11 protein-coding genes are annotated in these 15,547 nt (G+C 66.6%); 5 read left to right on the top strand and 6 right to left on the bottom strand.

Going from position 1 to position 15,547, the window contains the following annotated elements; translation table 11 throughout:
• Positions 1-55: 55 nt before the first annotated feature.
• Together ACHMWQ_RS13355 and ACHMWQ_RS13350 are read right to left on the bottom strand one after the other, a co-directional pair.
• Positions 56-2,650, bottom strand: coding sequence for an ATP-binding cassette domain-containing protein (locus tag ACHMWQ_RS13355; RefSeq protein WP_396307832.1), 2,595 nt, complete (start codon positions 2,648-2,650; stop codon positions 56-58).
• Between the two features lie 418 nt (positions 2,651-3,068).
• Positions 3,069-3,953, bottom strand: coding sequence for a sugar phosphate isomerase/epimerase (locus ACHMWQ_RS13350; protein ID WP_266331847.1), 885 nt, complete (start codon positions 3,951-3,953; stop codon positions 3,069-3,071).
• 221 nt (positions 3,954-4,174) lie between these two features.
• Here ACHMWQ_RS13350 and ACHMWQ_RS13345 point away from each other — a divergent pair, with 221 nt between their 5' ends.
• From ACHMWQ_RS13345 to ACHMWQ_RS13335, 3 genes are all read left to right on the top strand, one after another.
• Complete coding sequence (locus ACHMWQ_RS13345) at positions 4,175-4,951, top strand: GolD/DthD family dehydrogenase (RefSeq protein ID WP_396307831.1); 777 nt, start codon at positions 4,175-4,177, stop codon at positions 4,949-4,951.
• A gap of 28 nt (positions 4,952-4,979) precedes the next feature.
• Entirely contained in the window at positions 4,980-5,708 is a 729-nt protein-coding gene (locus ACHMWQ_RS13340; RefSeq protein WP_396307830.1) for an SDR family oxidoreductase, read from the top strand.
• A 505-nt stretch (positions 5,709-6,213) separates the two neighbouring features.
• The gene (locus tag ACHMWQ_RS13335) at positions 6,214-6,651 is read left to right on the top strand and encodes a VOC family protein (protein ID WP_396307829.1); all 438 of its coding nucleotides are present in this window, start codon (positions 6,214-6,216) and stop codon (positions 6,649-6,651) included.
• A gap of 59 nt (positions 6,652-6,710) precedes the next feature.
• Here the strand turns inward: ACHMWQ_RS13335 and ACHMWQ_RS13330 are convergent, their stop codons facing one another.
• From ACHMWQ_RS13330 to ACHMWQ_RS13320, 3 genes are all read right to left on the bottom strand, one after another.
• Positions 6,711-7,757, bottom strand: coding sequence for a glycine betaine/L-proline ABC transporter ATP-binding protein (locus tag ACHMWQ_RS13330; RefSeq protein ID WP_396307828.1), 1,047 nt, complete (start codon positions 7,755-7,757; stop codon positions 6,711-6,713).
• Positions 7,757-8,626 carry a proline/glycine betaine ABC transporter permease gene (locus tag ACHMWQ_RS13325; protein ID WP_354548694.1) on the bottom strand — a complete coding sequence of 290 codons (870 nt, stop codon included), beginning with the start codon at positions 8,624-8,626 and terminating at the stop codon, positions 7,757-7,759. The genes ACHMWQ_RS13330 and ACHMWQ_RS13325 overlap by 1 nt, the downstream gene beginning before the upstream one ends.
• A gap of 157 nt (positions 8,627-8,783) precedes the next feature.
• Complete coding sequence (locus ACHMWQ_RS13320) at positions 8,784-9,830, bottom strand: glycine betaine ABC transporter substrate-binding protein (RefSeq protein WP_396307827.1); 1,047 nt, start codon at positions 9,828-9,830, stop codon at positions 8,784-8,786.
• A 639-nt stretch (positions 9,831-10,469) separates the two neighbouring features.
• Here ACHMWQ_RS13320 and lexA point away from each other — a divergent pair.
• Positions 10,470-11,174: a transcriptional repressor LexA gene (lexA, locus tag ACHMWQ_RS13315; protein ID WP_354548690.1), complete on the top strand. Its 705-nt coding sequence runs from the start codon at positions 10,470-10,472 to the stop codon at positions 11,172-11,174.
• Here the strand turns inward: lexA and ACHMWQ_RS13310 are convergent.
• Positions 11,168-13,888 carry a ComEC/Rec2 family competence protein gene (locus ACHMWQ_RS13310; protein ID WP_396307826.1) on the bottom strand — a complete coding sequence of 907 codons (2,721 nt, stop codon included), beginning with the start codon at positions 13,886-13,888 and terminating at the stop codon, positions 11,168-11,170. The genes lexA and ACHMWQ_RS13310 overlap by 7 nt on opposite strands.
• Before the next feature lie 149 nt (positions 13,889-14,037).
• Between ACHMWQ_RS13310 and gltX the strand changes: the two genes are divergently transcribed.
• Positions 14,038-15,459 (top strand): glutamate--tRNA ligase, encoded by a 1,422-nt coding sequence (gltX, locus tag ACHMWQ_RS13305; protein ID WP_396307825.1) that lies wholly within the window; start codon positions 14,038-14,040, stop codon positions 15,457-15,459.
• Positions 15,460-15,547 lie beyond the last annotated feature (88 nt).

Below are 15,547 nucleotides of genomic sequence, written 5' to 3'. Positions count from 1 at the left end.
GGTTTCCTCCCTCAGTCATAGCTCTGTATTCCCGCGTGCAAGCACGCGGATCCCATCAAGGATTCAGGTTTCTGGAGCGGTCGATCAGGACGGCGACGACGATGATCGCGCCCTTGATGATCTGCTGGTAGTAGGACGACACCCCCATCAGATCGAGACCGTTCGAGATGACGCCGATGATCAGCGCGCCGATCAGCGTGTAGACCACCGAGCCGACGCCGCCGGTCAGCGAGGTGCCGCCGATGACGACCGCGGCGATCGCGTCGAGTTCGTAGCCGAGGCCCGCCTGCGGCAGCGCCGAGGTGGTGCGGGCCGTCAGGATCATGCCGGCGAGACCGGCCAGCGCGCCCATCAGCAGATAGGCCGAGAAGATCACGGTGCGGGTCGGGATGCCGCTCGTCTTGGCGCTCTTCACATTGCCGCCGACGGCATAGATCCAGCGGCCATAGACCGTGTAGCGCAGCGTGATCCAGGCGGCGAAGAAGACGATCGCGAAGATAATGACCGGAACCGGGATGCCGGCGATGAAGCCCTGGCCCAGCCAGCGGAATTCGGGCGAGAGATTGGGGATCGGCCGGCCGTTCGAATAGAGCAGCGTCGCGCCGCGCGCCATCGACAGCATGCCGAGCGTGACGACAAAGGCCGGCACCGAGAAGCGGGCGATCAGCGTGCCGTTGAAAGCGCCGAACAGCGCACCAACGCCCACCGCCGCGAAGAAGGCGATGGCCGGATTGTAGGGATCCGCGCCGGTGACCAGGCTGCCGGCGACGACGCCGGTCAGCGCCAGCACCGAGCCGATCGAAAGGTCGATGCCGCCGGTCAGGATGACGAAGGTCATGCCGATGGCGAGGATGCCGTTGATCGACACCTGCCGCAGCACGTTCATCAGATTTCCGCTCGACAGGAAATTCGGATGCGCGAAGGAGAGGATCACGAACAGGATGAGGAACGACAGCAGGATGCCGTAGCGCGACAGGAACCGGCCGATGGCCTGGTTTCTGGCTCCGGCAGCGCCGGCGGTGGTGGTGAGTTCGGTCGACATGGAGGCGCCTCGGTCGCTCAGCTTGCCAGATGGACGAGCGACTTCTTGGGTCGCAGCCGCGCCCTTGAGTTCGCCCGCGATCCGCCCGCGCCGGAACACGAGGATCCGGTCGGCATTGGCGAGAATTTCGGGGATTTCGGAAGAGATCATCAGCACGGAATTGCCGGCCGCCGCGAAGGCCGAGAGGAAGGCATAGACCTCCCGCTTGGCGCCCTCGTCGATGCCGCGGGTCGGCTCGTCGCAGATCAGGATCTTCGGCTCGGTCTCGACGCAGCGCGCGAGCACCACCTTCTGCTGGTTGCCGCCGGAAAGGCTCTGGACCGGCAGGTCGCGCGAGGCGGTGCGGATGCGGAAGCGGGCGATCTGGCCGTCGACATTCGACGCGACCTTCTTGCCGTCGACGAAGCCGAAGCTCGAAAACTGGTCGAGCGCGGCGAGCACGACGTTCTCCGATACGCTGGAGGTCAGGACCAGGCCCGTCTCCTTGCGATCCTCGGTGACGATGGCGATGCCGTTCGAAAGCGCATCGGACGGCGAGCGGATCTCGACCGGCCTGCCCTCGATCTTCACCGTCCCGGAATCCTTCGGCGCATTGCCGTAGAGCGCATTGGCGAACTCGCTGCGCCCGGCGCCCATCAAGCCGTATAGGCCGAGGATTTCGCCCTTGGCGAGATCGAGCGAGATGTCCTCGAACTGGCCCTGGCGCGCGAAGCCGGAGACCGAGATCATCGGTTCGCCGGTGCTGGTGCTCTTCCGGGCTTCCTGGTCGCGCAGATCGCGGCCAACGATCAGCGAGATCAGTCGCTGCCGGTCGATATCGGCGAGATCGCCCGCCTCGATGAAACGGCCGTCGCGGAACACCGTGTAGCTGTCGGCGATGGAAAAGATGTCGGTCAGGCGGTGCGAGACGTAGATGATGCCGACGCCCTGGTCCTGCAGCGAGCGGATCGCCTTGAACAGCGTCGCCGCTTCCTTCTCGCCGATCGCCGAGGTCGGCTCGTCCATGATCAGGATGTCGCTCTCGCGGCTGATCGCCTTGGCAATCTCGACCAGCTGGATCTTGGCGACGGAGAGCGAGCGCATCGTAACGCGGGCATCGATGTCGAAGCCGAGGCGGGCGAACAGCGCTGCCGCGTCCGCCTCCATCCTCGCCTTGTCGGCGAACCAGCCCATCCGGCGCGGCTCGCGGCCGAGATAGATGTTTTCGGCCACGGTCATGTCGAGGACCGGGCTCAGTTCCTGCGTGATGATGGCGATGCCGTCGGCCAGCGCCTCGGCAGCCGAGGTGTAATGAACGACCTTGCCCTTGACCATCACCGTGCCGGCATCGGCGCGGTGCAGGCCCATCAGGATGTTGAGGAAGGTCGACTTGCCGGCGCCATTGCCGCCGCAGAGCGCATGCACGCTGCCGCGCTTCAGCCGGATGCGGCCATCGACCAGCGCCGGAACGCCGGCAAAGGCCTTGGAAATGCTGGTGGCGGCGAGGAGCAGATCGGTATCCGCGACGACGCCTTGTTGAGGCGCGGACGGCGACACGGAGGCTGGCGGAACGAGGACGTGATGCGCCTGTTCCGGCTTGCCCTCACCAAGGGAGGCAGGCTCGGCCACTACGACGTTTCTCCCGATTGATCAGGGCTCGATGGCCCATTCTTTTTGTTCGTTGCGACACCAAACATATTTGTCCGGGTCGGGTGAGTCAACCTGCCGTTAGGTCAGGCGGACGGTCATTTGCAAGTTGCGAGTGTCAGGAAGAAGGACCGGTAGCGCGGACTCTGCTCTGCACGCAGTGCTTGCGCAAATCCGCGTAACCTACCGAATTTTCATCATGATCTGGCGGGACATGCCACGGCCGAAGCCGTTGGCCTCGCCGCTCAGCGATCGACGATCGCTGGCTCCCCCGGCCGGAAAGGATGGATGGCAGCCATTGCAGGCGCCATCCACCAAGGTGCGACGCGTCCCCGGGAGGAGGGTCGGGACGAGCCGCGGATCAGGGGCAGCCAGGGGTCAGCCGCCCCCTGCCCTTCAATCAGACTGTGCGCGCGGTGATCGCCTTGCGGGCGGACTCGCCCATGCGCGCCTCGATATAGGCCTTGGCCAGACGCGCCACCTCGACATTGTCGGTCCAGGTATTGCGCCAGATCGCGCAGGTGATCGACAGATCCTTGTCGACGACCTCGGTCGAGAAGCTTTCGAAGGTGATCCAGTCCTGGTAGTCGATCTCGAGCAGCGCGTCGAAGATCGCCGAGAAGTTGATCACGCCGGAACCGAGGAAGCCGCGATTGCTTTCGCCGATGTGGAAATAGCCGAGCTTCTTGCCGGCGGTGCGCAGCGCCTGGACCGGATCCGCTTCCTCGATGTTCATGTGGAAGGTGTCGAGGTGCAGGAAGATATTGTCCGAGCCGGACTGCTCGATGAAGGCCAGGCCCTGCGCGGTGGTGTTGAGCAGGTTGCTCTCGAAGCGGTTGACGACTTCGAGGTTCATCGACACGCCGGCAGCCTTGCCGATGTCAGCGGCGCGGGCGAGCGCGGCGACGCTGTTGTCCCAGCCCTTCTGGGTCGGCATGCTCTGGTACTTGGTGTGGGCGGAGAAGATGATGCCGCCGAGCTTCGAGCCGCCGAGATCGCGGGTGATCGAGATGGCCTCGGCCAGCAGGGCCTCGCCGCGCTTGACCACGGCCGGATCTTCCGACGACACGTCGCAGTCGAGCGGCAGGCCCATGGTGACGACGACCTTGAGGCCGTAATCCTGCAGCCGCTTGGCGAGCCAGTTGACGTCGAACTTCTTCGGGTCGAGGCGCGGGAACTCGATCAGGCCGTAGCCGAGGTCATGCGACTTCTTCATCGCGCCTTCGAGGTCTTCCTGCGTCGTCCCGCCGGTCCAGACGAACGAATGAATGCCAAGCTTCTTCATCAGCGTTTCCTCATGGTTTCATCGCCGTGCCGGCTTCCGGCCGGATCGGCATCCAGTGCGATTTCAACATCGCTTATTTGTTGGCAGTAGCAGCAAACAAACTTGCTTTCAAGCGGGGGCCGGCGCTAGTTTAGCGGAACGCACCGCCACAAACGAGCGGTGAGAAGCCATGCGCCCGGTTCGGACATGAGGTCCGGCAAGGGTTTTGGGAGGAAACCGAAATGTCTGCCAACCAGGCGTTTACCGCCGACCTGACGCGCCCCTTCGACATGACCGGCAAGGTCGCGCTGATCACCGGCGCCGCCGGCGGCATCGGCCGCGCGCTCGCCACCCTCTTCGCCGCTAATGGCGCAACCCTCGCGCTGCTCGACAAGAACGAGGCGGTGCACGACTTCGCGGCCTCGCTTGGCGCAGGCCACAAGGGCTGGACCGGCGACGTGACCGACGCTTCCGCCATCGAGCGCGCCGTCGCCGAAGTCGCGGCGCATTTCGGCAAGATCGACATCCTCGTCAACAATGCCGGCATCGGCACGCTGGCCCCTGCCGAAGCGACGACGACCGAGAGCTGGGACCTGCAGCTCGCCGTCAATCTGCGCGCGCCCTACATCTTCTCGCGCGAAGTCGCCGGCCACATGATCGCCGCCGGCTATGGCCGCATCGTCACCATCGCATCGCAGGCCGCCGTCATCGGCATCGAGGGCCATGTCGCCTATTCCGCCTCGAAGGCCGGCCTGCTCGGCATGACCAATTGCATGGCGCTGGAATGGGGCCCGAAGGGCATCACCGCCAACTGCATCTCGCCGACCGTCGTGGAGACCGAACTCGCCAAGGTCGGCTGGGCCGGCGAAAAGGGCGAGCGCGCCCGCGCCGACATCCCGACCCGCCGTTTCGCGCAGCCGGAAGAGATCGCTTATGCCGCGCTCTATCTCGCCAGCGACGGCGCGGCGATGGTCAACGGCGCCAACCTGCTCGTCGACGGCGGCTACACGGTTCGCTGATTTCTGGACATTGATGGAGGAAAACACCATGGCCGTATCGATTGCCGGCAAGGTGATGATTGTGACCGGCGCCAGCTCCGGCATCGGCCGCGCCGCTGCCCGCCGCTTCGCCGCCGAGGGCGCCAAGCTGGTGCTGGTCGCGCGCTCGGCCGAGAAGCTGGAAGCGCTGGCGAAGGAACTGGGCGGCGAAGCGATCGCCATCCCCGCCGACCTGACCAAGGCCGCCGATGTCGAGGCGATGGTCGCCAAGGCCGAAGCACATTTCGGCCGGATCGACATCCTGTTCGCCAATGCCGGCAGCTATGTCACCGGCGACGTCGCCACGGGCGATCCGGACGAATGGGACCGTGTCATCGGCGTCAACGTCAATGGCGTGTTCCGCACCGTCCGCGCCGTCCTGCCGGGCATGATCGCCCGCCGCTCGGGCGACATCGTGGTCACCTCGTCGATCTCCGGCCATCAGGCGATCCACTGGGAGCCGGTCTATTCGGCCACCAAGCACGCGGTGCAGTCCTTCGTGCATGGCGTCCGCCGCCAGCTCGGACCGCACAATGTCCGCATCGGCGCGCTCTCGCCCGGCATCGTGCTGAACGAGCTCTGGGGCATCACGGATCCGGCCGAGATCGAGCGCCGCGCCGAGGCGCATGAGGGCCTGCGCTCGGAGGATATCGCCGACGCGCTGGTGTTCATGGTCACCCGCCCGCCCAACGCCACCATCCGCGACCTCGTCATCCTGCCGCAGAACCAGGATATCTGAGCTTCGCTCTCCCCTCGCCCTGCCCTTCACCTCTCCCTGAGGGAGAGGTCGACGGCCGAAGGCCGGCGGGTGAGGGTTTAGGGAAAGATGAGGGCATCTCCCTCGCCCGTGCGCACCGTCCTCCTCCACATGCTGAGGAGGCCCGGAGGGCCGTCTCGGGCAAGGAGAGCGGCCGTCTCGGGCAAAGTGGAGGCAGAAAGCCCCTCACCCCAGCCCTCTCCCGCAAGCGGGAGAGGGAGCCCACCGCGCCCAGTGTCGCTGTCGCGCCCCCCCGCGGCATCGACCAGCCTCCCCCTCGACGCCACGCCGGCCGAAGAGCCCTCGCCCGCTTGCGGGAGAGGGTGGGGTGAGGGTCTTGCTGTCCCCCGTCCCAGCCAAGCAACCGACCAGCGCCCTCCCCGCATCGAAAAAATCCGCGCCCCTGTCGAATCCGCTCCTTCCCGCTCGTCGTCACCCTGACGGCGGCCACGCGCCGCTCGCGATTCCCATGTGAGGAGACAGGACGATGGACACCAGGACCGACGAGACAAACGCTTTCGCCAGCATGCCCAAGGTGCTGAGCGGCGTAGCGCCGTATCTGAGCGTCGGCGGCGCCGTGAAGGCTTCGGAATTCTACCAGCGCGCGCTAGCGGCCGAGGAAGTCATGCGCGTCCCCGTCGACGAGAAGGGACGCACCATGCACATCCACCTCTATATCAATGGCGGATCGGTCATGCTGGCCGACCCCTATGAGGAATACGGCCACCCGCTCGAGAAGCCGCAGGGCTATACGCTCCACCTGCAATTGGGCGACGACATCGACACATGGTGGCAGCGGGCGATCGACGCTGGCATGGAGGTCGTGATGCCGCTCGACCTGCAGTTCTGGGGCGACCGCTACGGCCAGCTGCGCGACCCGTTCGGCGTGCTGTGGTCACTGGGAGCACGGGCGAAAGCGGCCTGAGCCGCCCGCAAACTTGCGAGGGGCGACCAGCGCCCCTCGCCTTTGTTCGTCGTGAACGATCAGCCCACGCCCGGCGTATAGCGCGCCAACGCCTTGATCACCTGCTTGGCGGTGACGCGGCCGATCTGCTTGCCATCACCATCGACCACGCCGACCCATTGATGCTCGGCGAACAGCGGCAGCACGTCCTCGCAGCGCGCATCCATCGATACCGACTGCTCGCAGGGCTCGGTCACGCCGCGCTCCATGATCGAGCGCACATGGATGGCGCGGGCCTTGTTCACCTCGCGCACGAACTCCTCGATATGCTCGTTGGCCGGGCGCAGCACGATGTCCTCGGGCTTGCCCTCCTGCTGCAGGGCGCCGTCCTTCAGCACCGCGATGCGATCGCCGATCTTCAGCGCCTCGTCGAAATCATGCGTGATGAACAGGATCGTTTTGTTCAGCGATTTCTGCAGCGTGATCAGCTGGTCCTGCATGCCGGAGCGGATCAGCGGATCGAGCGCCGAGAACGCCTCGTCCATCAGGATGATATCCGAATCCATAGACAGCGCCCGCGCCAGGCCGACGCGCTGCTGCTGTCCGCCGGAGAGCTGGCGGGTGCGCGAGTTCTCATAGCCCGCGAGCCCGACCGTCTCGATCCATTTCGCCGCTGTCTCCAGCCGCTCCTTGCGACCGACGCCGCGGACCTCCAGGCCATAGGCGACATTGTCGATGACCGAGCGGTGCGGCATCAAGCCGAACTTCTGGAACACCATCGCCACCTTGGTGCGGCGATAGGTGCGCAGTTCGTCGAGGCTCATCTTCAGCACGTCGGTGCCGTGCACGAGGATCTCGCCCGCCGTCGGCTCGATCAGCCGGTTGACGTGGCGGATGAGCGTCGACTTGCCGGAGCCGGAAAGCCCCATGACGACGAATATCTGGCCGCTGGCGATATCGAGCGAGACATTGTCGAGACCGACGACATGGTTGGTCTCGGCCTGCACCTCGGCCTTCGACTTCCCCGCCCGAAGCAGCGCCAGCGCGCCCTCCGGGTCGGGACCGAAGATCTTGGTGACCCCGCGCATGGCGATGGCGAGATCGGTCTTCACGGATAGGTCGGACATTAGCGCGCCTCCTGCATGCCGATGCGGGCCTGCAACTGGCGGCCGAACGCCTGGGTGATGCGGTCGAAGATGATGGCGAGCGCCACGATGCCGAGACCGGCGAACAGGCCGCGGCTGACTTCGAGCCGGCCGATGCCCTGCAGCACCTGGTAGCCGAGGCCGCCGGCGCCGATCATCGAGGCGATCACCACCATGGAGAGCGCCATCATGGTCGTCTGGTTGATGCCGGCGAGGATGGTGGGCAGCGCGAGCGGGATCTGCACGCCAAGCAGGCGCTGGCGCGGATTGGTGCCGAAGGCGCGGCTGGCCTCCATCACGGCCGGATCGACCGAACGCAGGCCGAGATCGGTCAGCCGCACCAGCGGCGGCGCGGCATAGACGATGGTGGCGATCAGCGCCGGGATCTTGCCGGGGCCGAAGATCATCACCGTCGGGATCAGGTAGACGAAGCTCGGCAGCGTCTGCATCAGGTCCAGGACCGGCGCAACCGCCTGCCGGGTGCGCAGCGAGCGCGACATCCAGACGCCGACGGGGATCGAGACGAGGATGGCGGCGAGCGTCGCCGTGATCATCAGCGCCATGGTCGTCATGGCATCTTTCCAGAGATCCATCACGCCGAGGAACAGAAGCGCGCCCAGCACCACGGCCGGCAGCGGCCAGCGCCGCGTGGCGAGCCAGGCGATACCGGTCAGCACCGCGATGATCAGCCACCACGGCGTCGCGATCAGCAGGTTCTCGATCGCCTTGAGCAGCATGAGGAGCGGATAGGCGGCCGCCTCGAAGGTGCCGCCCCAATGGCGGACGACCCAGTTCAGGCCGTCATCGACCGCGCGGCGCCAGGGCCGCGTATCAATCAGTTGAGGAAACAAGATCTGTCTCTTTCTTCATCCCGCCAGGGCGGGGCAAATTCGCTATGGGCGCGCGAAGGCGCCCGCCCTGCCCGGCCTTGATGGCCAGGGCGCAGGGCAGCGGCAAAACGGAAACGGCCGGGAAACCACCCGGCCGTCCGTTTGCCTGTCGGCGATGTCAGTTGAGGCTGGCCTTGACCTTGGCGGCCACTTCCGGCGCGACCCAGCTCATCCAGCGGTCTTCCTTGGTCTTCAGGAAGTTGAGCGCGGTCGCCGCGGCGTCCGCCTTGTTCTCATCGCCATAGACGAGGATCTCGCTGATCTCGGCGTTGGTCAGGCCGACCTTGGCGAGATAGCCGGCGACGTTCGGCGCATCGCTCTCGATCCACTTCGCCGCGCCGACAACGGCCGGCGAGGACGGATAGGCGGTCACGCCCGGCTTGTCGGTGCAATCGCGGCTGGTGTTGCAGGCATAGACGTCCGGCTTGGTGGGACCCAGATCCAGCTGCACGGCGTCATACTTGCCGAGGATGGCCGTCGGGCCCCAATAGTAGAACAGGATCGGCTCTTCGCGGGTGAAGGCGCGGGCGATCGAGGCGTCCAGCGCGCCGCCGGAGCCGGGCGAGAACAGGTTCCAGCCCTTGTCCTTCATGCCCAGCGCCTCGAACAGAGCGCCGGTGGAAATTTCGCAGGCCCAGCCCGGCGGGCAGGAATAGAGCCGCCCCTTGCTGCTGTCCTCGGGATCCTGGAACAGCTCGGGATGGCCGATCACGTCCTGGACGGTCTTGATGTCGGGATGCGCCGTCTGGACATAGCGCGGGATGAACCAGCCCTCGACGGTGCCGTCGGTGATGGCGTTGGTCTGCTCGACGACCTTGCCGTCGGCCAGGCCCTTCGCCCAGGGCTCCTGGATCGTGCTGGTCCAGAGTTCGGGCGCCACCGCCGGGCTGCCGCGCGTCAACATCGAGGACGATGTCGGAACGGTGTCGCCGGTGACGATCTCGACGTTGCAGCCGAAACCCTTCTCGAGAATGATGGCATGGATATGCGCCAAGGCGGCCGCGGAGGGCCAGGTCATCTCGGCGATATCGATGGTTCGGTCGGTGCCGCAGCTGGCGGCGTCAGTGGCTTGCGGATCGGATCCCTGGGCAAGCGCGGAATGGCTCGTGGCGGACAAAAACGCAACGGCGATCGCGGCGGCAATGCCACCGGATTTGAATATCATCGGATAGAACCTCGTGTCAGTTGATGATCGAGACCATAGGGACACAGTGCAATTGTGTCAAATCCGACAATACATTGCCATAAATTGGCGATGAGATCGCCTTATTCTTGATCGATCATCCTTTGTCATGCTCTTGGCTTTCTCTGCCAAGAAAAGATCACCTGTCCGAACCATAGCGCAGCCGCGCCGGATACGATCGCCAAGAAAAAATAAATTTCGCACTGCTGTGCGAGATCTCGGTGCCCGCCGCAAAATCACCGGCTGCCGCCGGTTCAGGCGCGATCCCTTCGCGACAACCTTCCTCTACGGCATCCAGAATCTGGAGACTTGCGCCCAAACGCTGCCGGCGCGAGAAGGCGTTTCGCACCGAGCGAAGACGGCGCACGCTTGTCCGCGTTCACCCTTTGCCGATCTGGCTGCCGACCCGCAGCCTCTGACGCGCCGGACGTCGCCCGTTCGCGCCGGCGCACGCGGCCCGCCCGGGAGCCCAACCCAGCGCCGGTCTTGCGGAACGCATCGGGAACAGCTATTCTGTTCGCGTTTTGTACCTAAATGATTCCCGTGTCCGCCATCCCGCCCGGCTCCGTCGTCCGGGGTACGGCGACACTCCCTTGGCAATGCCCGCAGCGCGAGATCAACATGCTCACCCGGAAGCAGTATGAACTCCTCATGTTCATCCAGGAGCGGCTCAAGGAAGCGGGCGTTCCCCCCTCTTTCGACGAGATGAAGGATGCGCTGGATCTCCGCTCGAAATCGGGCATCCACCGGCTGATCAAGGCGCTCGAGGAACGCGGCTTCATCCGCCGCCTGCCCAACCGGGCCCGCGCGCTGGAAGTGGTCCGCCTGCCGGAGACGATGACGCCGGCCATGGCGCGTCCGAAGAAGCAGGCCTTCTCGCCCAGCGTGATCGAAGGCAGCCTCGGCAAGGTCCGCCCGGTCGACGACATGCACGACGTCGCCGAGCCGGTGATCATCCCCGTCATGGGCCGTATCGCCGCCGGCGTGCCGATCTCGGCCATCCAGACCCAGAGCCATTCCATCACCGTGCCGCCGGAAATGCTGCGCGGCGGCGAGCATTTCGCGCTCGAAGTACGCGGCGATTCGATGATCGAGGCCGGCATCCTCGACGGCGACACGGTGCTGATCCGCAAGAGCGACAATGCGGAATCCGGCGACATCGTCGTGGCGCTGGTCGACGAGGAAGAGGCGACGCTGAAGCGGCTGCGGCGCAAGGGCGCCTCGATCGCGCTCGAAGCGGCGAACCCCGCCTATGAGACGCGGATCTTCGGGCCGGATCGCGTCCGCATTCAGGGCAAGTTGGTCGGGCTGCTGCGGACCTACTGATCGGCCGGGTCGTCCTCATAGGGCGGCATCCAGGGCCTTCGCACCGGCGCATAGGCGGTGCGAATCTCGAAGCGCCGGCCGAGCCATGGATCGGGCGGCGCAGTCTGTGACTCAGCTGTGGCCGAGGGCTCCGGCGGCAGCACGTCCTCGTCCTCGGCATTGCGCTCGACGAGATCGTAGCGCGACGGCTCCATGGGGAGGCCGGCATCGGCAACAACCGGCTCGTGTCGCGCGTCGCGCGGCTCCAGCCCTGCCCTTCCCGCCGTTTCGGATGCCTGCCCGTCGCCACTCCCCTCCGATGAAGCACCCGCCCCGCGCGGCTTCATGAAGGAACTGGCTCCGGCAACAACCGTCTCCGGTTGCGCCTCGGTTGACTTCGGTCCCGCCCTTCCCGCCGTTTCGGATGCCTGCCCGTCGCCACTCCCCTCTGATGAAGCACGCGCTCGGCGCGGCTCCATGAAGGAACTGGCCTCGGCAACAGCCGTCTCCGATTGCGCCGAGGGTGGCTCCGGCCCTGCGGTTCCCGCCATTACGGATACCGGCCCGTCCGAACCGCCCGCCGATGACGCCACAGCCCCGCGCGGCCACATGGCCAGCGAGCCCGAGCGCTCCAGCGTGCCGCGATCGATCACGGCGGTATGGCGGAGGCAGGTTTGGGGCGCCGCCAGCGGCGTCACCACCAGCGTGGCGCGGCGGCAATCCTCCTCGAACGCCGCGCGGTCGAGCGCCAGCGCCACCCAGCTCCCATCCGGCATTTGGCCGACGCAGCCGGCGGCGTCGCAGCCACCCGCCTGCAACGCCGCCTTCGCGTCCCGCTCGTCGCCATCGGATCGAAGCCAGATATCGCTGACGAAGCGGTCCGGCTTGCGCGCGACGATGCGATAGAGGCCGTCCCCGCCCCGGATCGCCATCTGCCTGCCATCCGCGCTGACCAGCAGCTCCGGTCGCACGGGGAACAGGGCCAGTGCGATTCCCGCCAGCATTGGCACGACGCCGAGCAGCCGCCAGCGCTCGCGCCAGAGCGCCAGCCAGACGAAACCACCGACGAACAGCAGCAGGGCCGCGACGCCCGGCATGGCCGCGCCGCCGGATTGACCCGACCATCGGGCGACCGTCGCCGACACGCCGAGCATGCCGTCAATGCCCCAGTGCACGACCGCGAAGGGCAGCGCCTCCATTCCGAACGGCATGGCGAGCACCGAGAGCAGCGCGAAGGGCATGATGAGGAAGTCGGTGAGCGGCATCGCCGCGACATTGGCCAGGATCGACAGCGGCGCCATGCGCTGGAAGTGATAAAGCGCGAAGGGCGTCGTGCCGAGGCCGCCGAGCAGCGAGGTCAGCGCCATGCCGGCGACGAACAGGAAAGCGCGCCTCGGCAAGCCGGCCGCGCCGCTGCGGGCGCCGAGACGCGGCGCTGGGTTGTTGCGCCGGCGGTCGGCCAGCATCTCGAAGCCGGCGACGAGGGCGATCGTGGCGGCAAACGACATCTGGAAGCTGGCCGAGAGGATGCTTTCCGGCGTGATTGCCAGCACGACCAGCCCCGCCAGCGCGACATTGCGCATCGAGATCGCCCTTCGGTCGAGCAGAATGGCGAGGAAGGCGATCGAGGTCATGATGAAGGAGCGCTGGGCGGCGACGTCGAGACCGGAGATCAGCAGGTAGAAGCCGCTGACCAGCAGTGCCGCGATCGCCGCCCATTTCTTGATCGGCCGACGCAGCGCCAGCGACGGGATCAGCGCCAGCCCGGCCCGCACGCTCCAGAACACCACGCCGGTCACCAAAACCATGTGCAGGCCAGAGACGGAGAGCACATGCGCGAGGCCGGAGAGGCGCAGATCGTCCTCCGTCGTCTCCGAGAGACCTCCGGCATCGCCGATGATCAGCGCCGAGGCGATGTAGCGACTCTCGCCATCGAGATTGGCGACGATGCGGGCGCGGATCGCCTCCCGGACCGCCTCCAGCGGCTGGCGCAGGCGGATCGACAGCGGCGCGGGGCCGAGTTCGGCCGGCTGCGCCGCGCCATAGCCGAAGCCGGTGGCGCCGATGCCGCGATAATAGGAATCGCGCGCGAAATCATAACCGCCCGGCAGCACCGGCCCGGATGCCGGCCGCAAGCGCGCCAGCACCTTGATGCCGTCGCCGACCGCCGGGGCCGACTTCCCCCGCACCGTCACGGTGACGCGCTGCGGGATGACCGTCACGCGCTTGGCGTCGAGGCCGGCGACCCGGACGGTCAGGCGATAGCCGCCCCGCCGCGCCTTGCGCTCCTCGACCCAGCCGGTGACCGTGCCCGTCACCTGCCGCTCCAGCACGCGGGTCGCCAGCGTGTCGGTGCGCAGCTTGATCGCGCTGGCGCCGGTCGCGGCCATGGCGAGCACGATCAGCAGGCGCACGGAAGCGGTGCGGTGCCGGCGCGCCACCGCCAGCCCCCAGAGCAGGACCGCAAGGGCGGCGAGCGCCAGGATCGAAGGCTCGGAGGGCAGCGCGAAATAGATCAGCGCGCCGATGCCGAAGGCGACGGGCAGCCAGGGAAAGCCACGCCCGGCCTCGATCTCGCGCTCCAGCCAGGCGCCGGCGCCGAGCCAGAACCGATCGAGCGCGACGGCGGCGCGAAAGCTTGGCGGGATGGCGACGGGGGCAAGGAAACGGCGCGCGCGAACCGGGGCCGGCTCGTCGCTTATGCCCTCCTCCTCGCGCGGATCGCTTTCAGCCATGCCCCCGCCTTTGCGCAGCTGGGCAAACAGGCCGGGCGCTCCCAAACCCGTTTGGCCCCTGCGCCCCCCTATGCTACATGACCAGCCGCAGATCGCCGAGTGGCGAGACTCCATGCCCCTTGCGGCTTCCCGCACATCGAGAACAGTCCATGTCCAAACCGGTCGTCACCCGCTTCGCCCCCTCGCCTACCGGGTTCCTGCACATTGGCGGTGGCCGCACCGCGCTGTTCAACTGGCTCTATGCGAAGCATACGGGCGGCAAGATGCTGCTGCGGATCGAAGACACCGACCGCGAGCGCTCGACAGAACCCGCCATCGAGGCCATCATCGACGGGTTGAAGTGGCTCGGCCTCGACTGGGAGGGCGAGACCGTGTTCCAGTTCGCCCGCGCGCCGCGCCACCGCGAGGTGGTCGAGGAACTGCTGGCGGCGGGCAAGGCCTATCGCTGCTACTGCACGCCGGCCGAGCTCGACGCCATGCGCGAGAAGGCGCGGGCCGAGGGCCGTGCGCCGCGCTATGATGGCACCTGGCGCGACCGCGACCCGTCCGAGGCGCCGGCCGGCGTCAAGCCCGCCATCCGCATCAAGACGCCGCTCGACGGCGAGACCGTGATCGAGGATCAGGTGCAGGGCCGCGTCGTGATCCCGAACAAGGATCTCGACGATCTCGTGCTACTGCGCTCGGATGGCAACCCGACCTATATGCTCTCGGTCGTGGTCGACGACCACGACATGGGCGTCACCCATGTCATCCGCGGCGACGACCATCTGACCAATGCCGCACGACAGATGGTGATCTACCACGCCATGGGCTGGGACGTGCCGGTGATGTCGCACATCCCGCTGATCCACGGCTCGGACGGCGCCAAGCTGTCGAAGCGCCATGGCGCGCTCGGCGTCGACGCCTATCGCGCCATGGGCTACCTGCCCGAGGCGATGCGCAACTATCTCGTCCGCCTCGGCTGGGCGCATGGCGACGATGAAATCATGTCGCTCGACCAGATGATCGAGTGGTTCGACATCGTCGATGTCGGCCGTTCCGCCTCCCGCTTCGATTTCGCCAAGCTGGAGAACCTGAACGGCCACTACATGCGCGCGACCGATGACGAGACGCTGCTGAAGATCTTCCTCGAGACCCTGCCTTATCTGCCGGGCGGCGAGGCGATGGAAGTGCAGCTCACGCCGGAAAAGACCGAGCAGCTGCGCATGGCGCTGCCGGGTCTCAAGGACCGCGCCAAGACGCTGGTCGAGCTCAAGGACGGCGCCAACTTCCTGATGGTGCAGCGCCCGCTGGCGCTGGACGAGAAGGCGACGACCATCCTCGACGCCAATGCCCGCGCGCTGCTCAAGGACGTGCATGACGTGCTGGCCGGCGTCAATGACTGGACCGTCGAGGCAACCGAAGAGGCGGTCAAAGCGTTCGCAGAATCGCGCGAGCTGAAGCTCGGCAAGATCGCCCAGCCCCTGCGGGCGGCCCTGACGGGACGCGCGACGTCGCCGGGAATCTTCGACGTGCTGATCGTGCTCGGCCGCGAGGAAAGCCTCGGCCGCATCGCCGACCAGGCGCTCTGAAAACCGACGCCGCGGCAGGAGCGAACCGCCGCCTGCCGCGACGTCCCGTTGATATCAAAGCCTTATTATAGGCCAAGCTAGGCCCGCT

Source organism: Kaistia sp. UC242_56 (assembly GCF_044452255.1).
Taxonomy (GTDB): domain Bacteria; phylum Pseudomonadota; class Alphaproteobacteria; order Rhizobiales; family Kaistiaceae; genus Kaistia; species Kaistia defluvii_A.
The sequence above is the reverse complement of the archived record's forward strand: the minus strand, read 5'-3'. Positions and strand labels throughout refer to the sequence as shown.

Coding starts and splice junctions, on each gene's coding strand:
- ACHMWQ_RS13350 (WP_266331847.1), bottom strand. CDS start 3,953: ATGAAGAAGCTTGGCATTCATTCGTTCGTCTGGACCGGCGGGACGACG.
- ACHMWQ_RS13345 (WP_396307831.1), top strand. CDS start 4,175: ATGTCTGCCAACCAGGCGTTTACCGCCGACCTGACGCGCCCCTTCGAC.
- ACHMWQ_RS13340 (WP_396307830.1), top strand. CDS start 4,980: ATGGCCGTATCGATTGCCGGCAAGGTGATGATTGTGACCGGCGCCAGC.
- ACHMWQ_RS13335 (WP_396307829.1), top strand. CDS start 6,214: ATGGACACCAGGACCGACGAGACAAACGCTTTCGCCAGCATGCCCAAG.
- ACHMWQ_RS13330 (WP_396307828.1), bottom strand. CDS start 7,757: ATGTCCGACCTATCCGTGAAGACCGATCTCGCCATCGCCATGCGCGGG.
- ACHMWQ_RS13320 (WP_396307827.1), bottom strand. CDS start 9,830: ATGATATTCAAATCCGGTGGCATTGCCGCCGCGATCGCCGTTGCGTTT.
- lexA (WP_354548690.1), top strand. CDS start 10,470: ATGCTCACCCGGAAGCAGTATGAACTCCTCATGTTCATCCAGGAGCGG.
- ACHMWQ_RS13310 (WP_396307826.1), bottom strand. CDS start 13,888: ATGGCTGAAAGCGATCCGCGCGAGGAGGAGGGCATAAGCGACGAGCCG.
- gltX (WP_396307825.1), top strand. CDS start 14,038: ATGTCCAAACCGGTCGTCACCCGCTTCGCCCCCTCGCCTACCGGGTTC.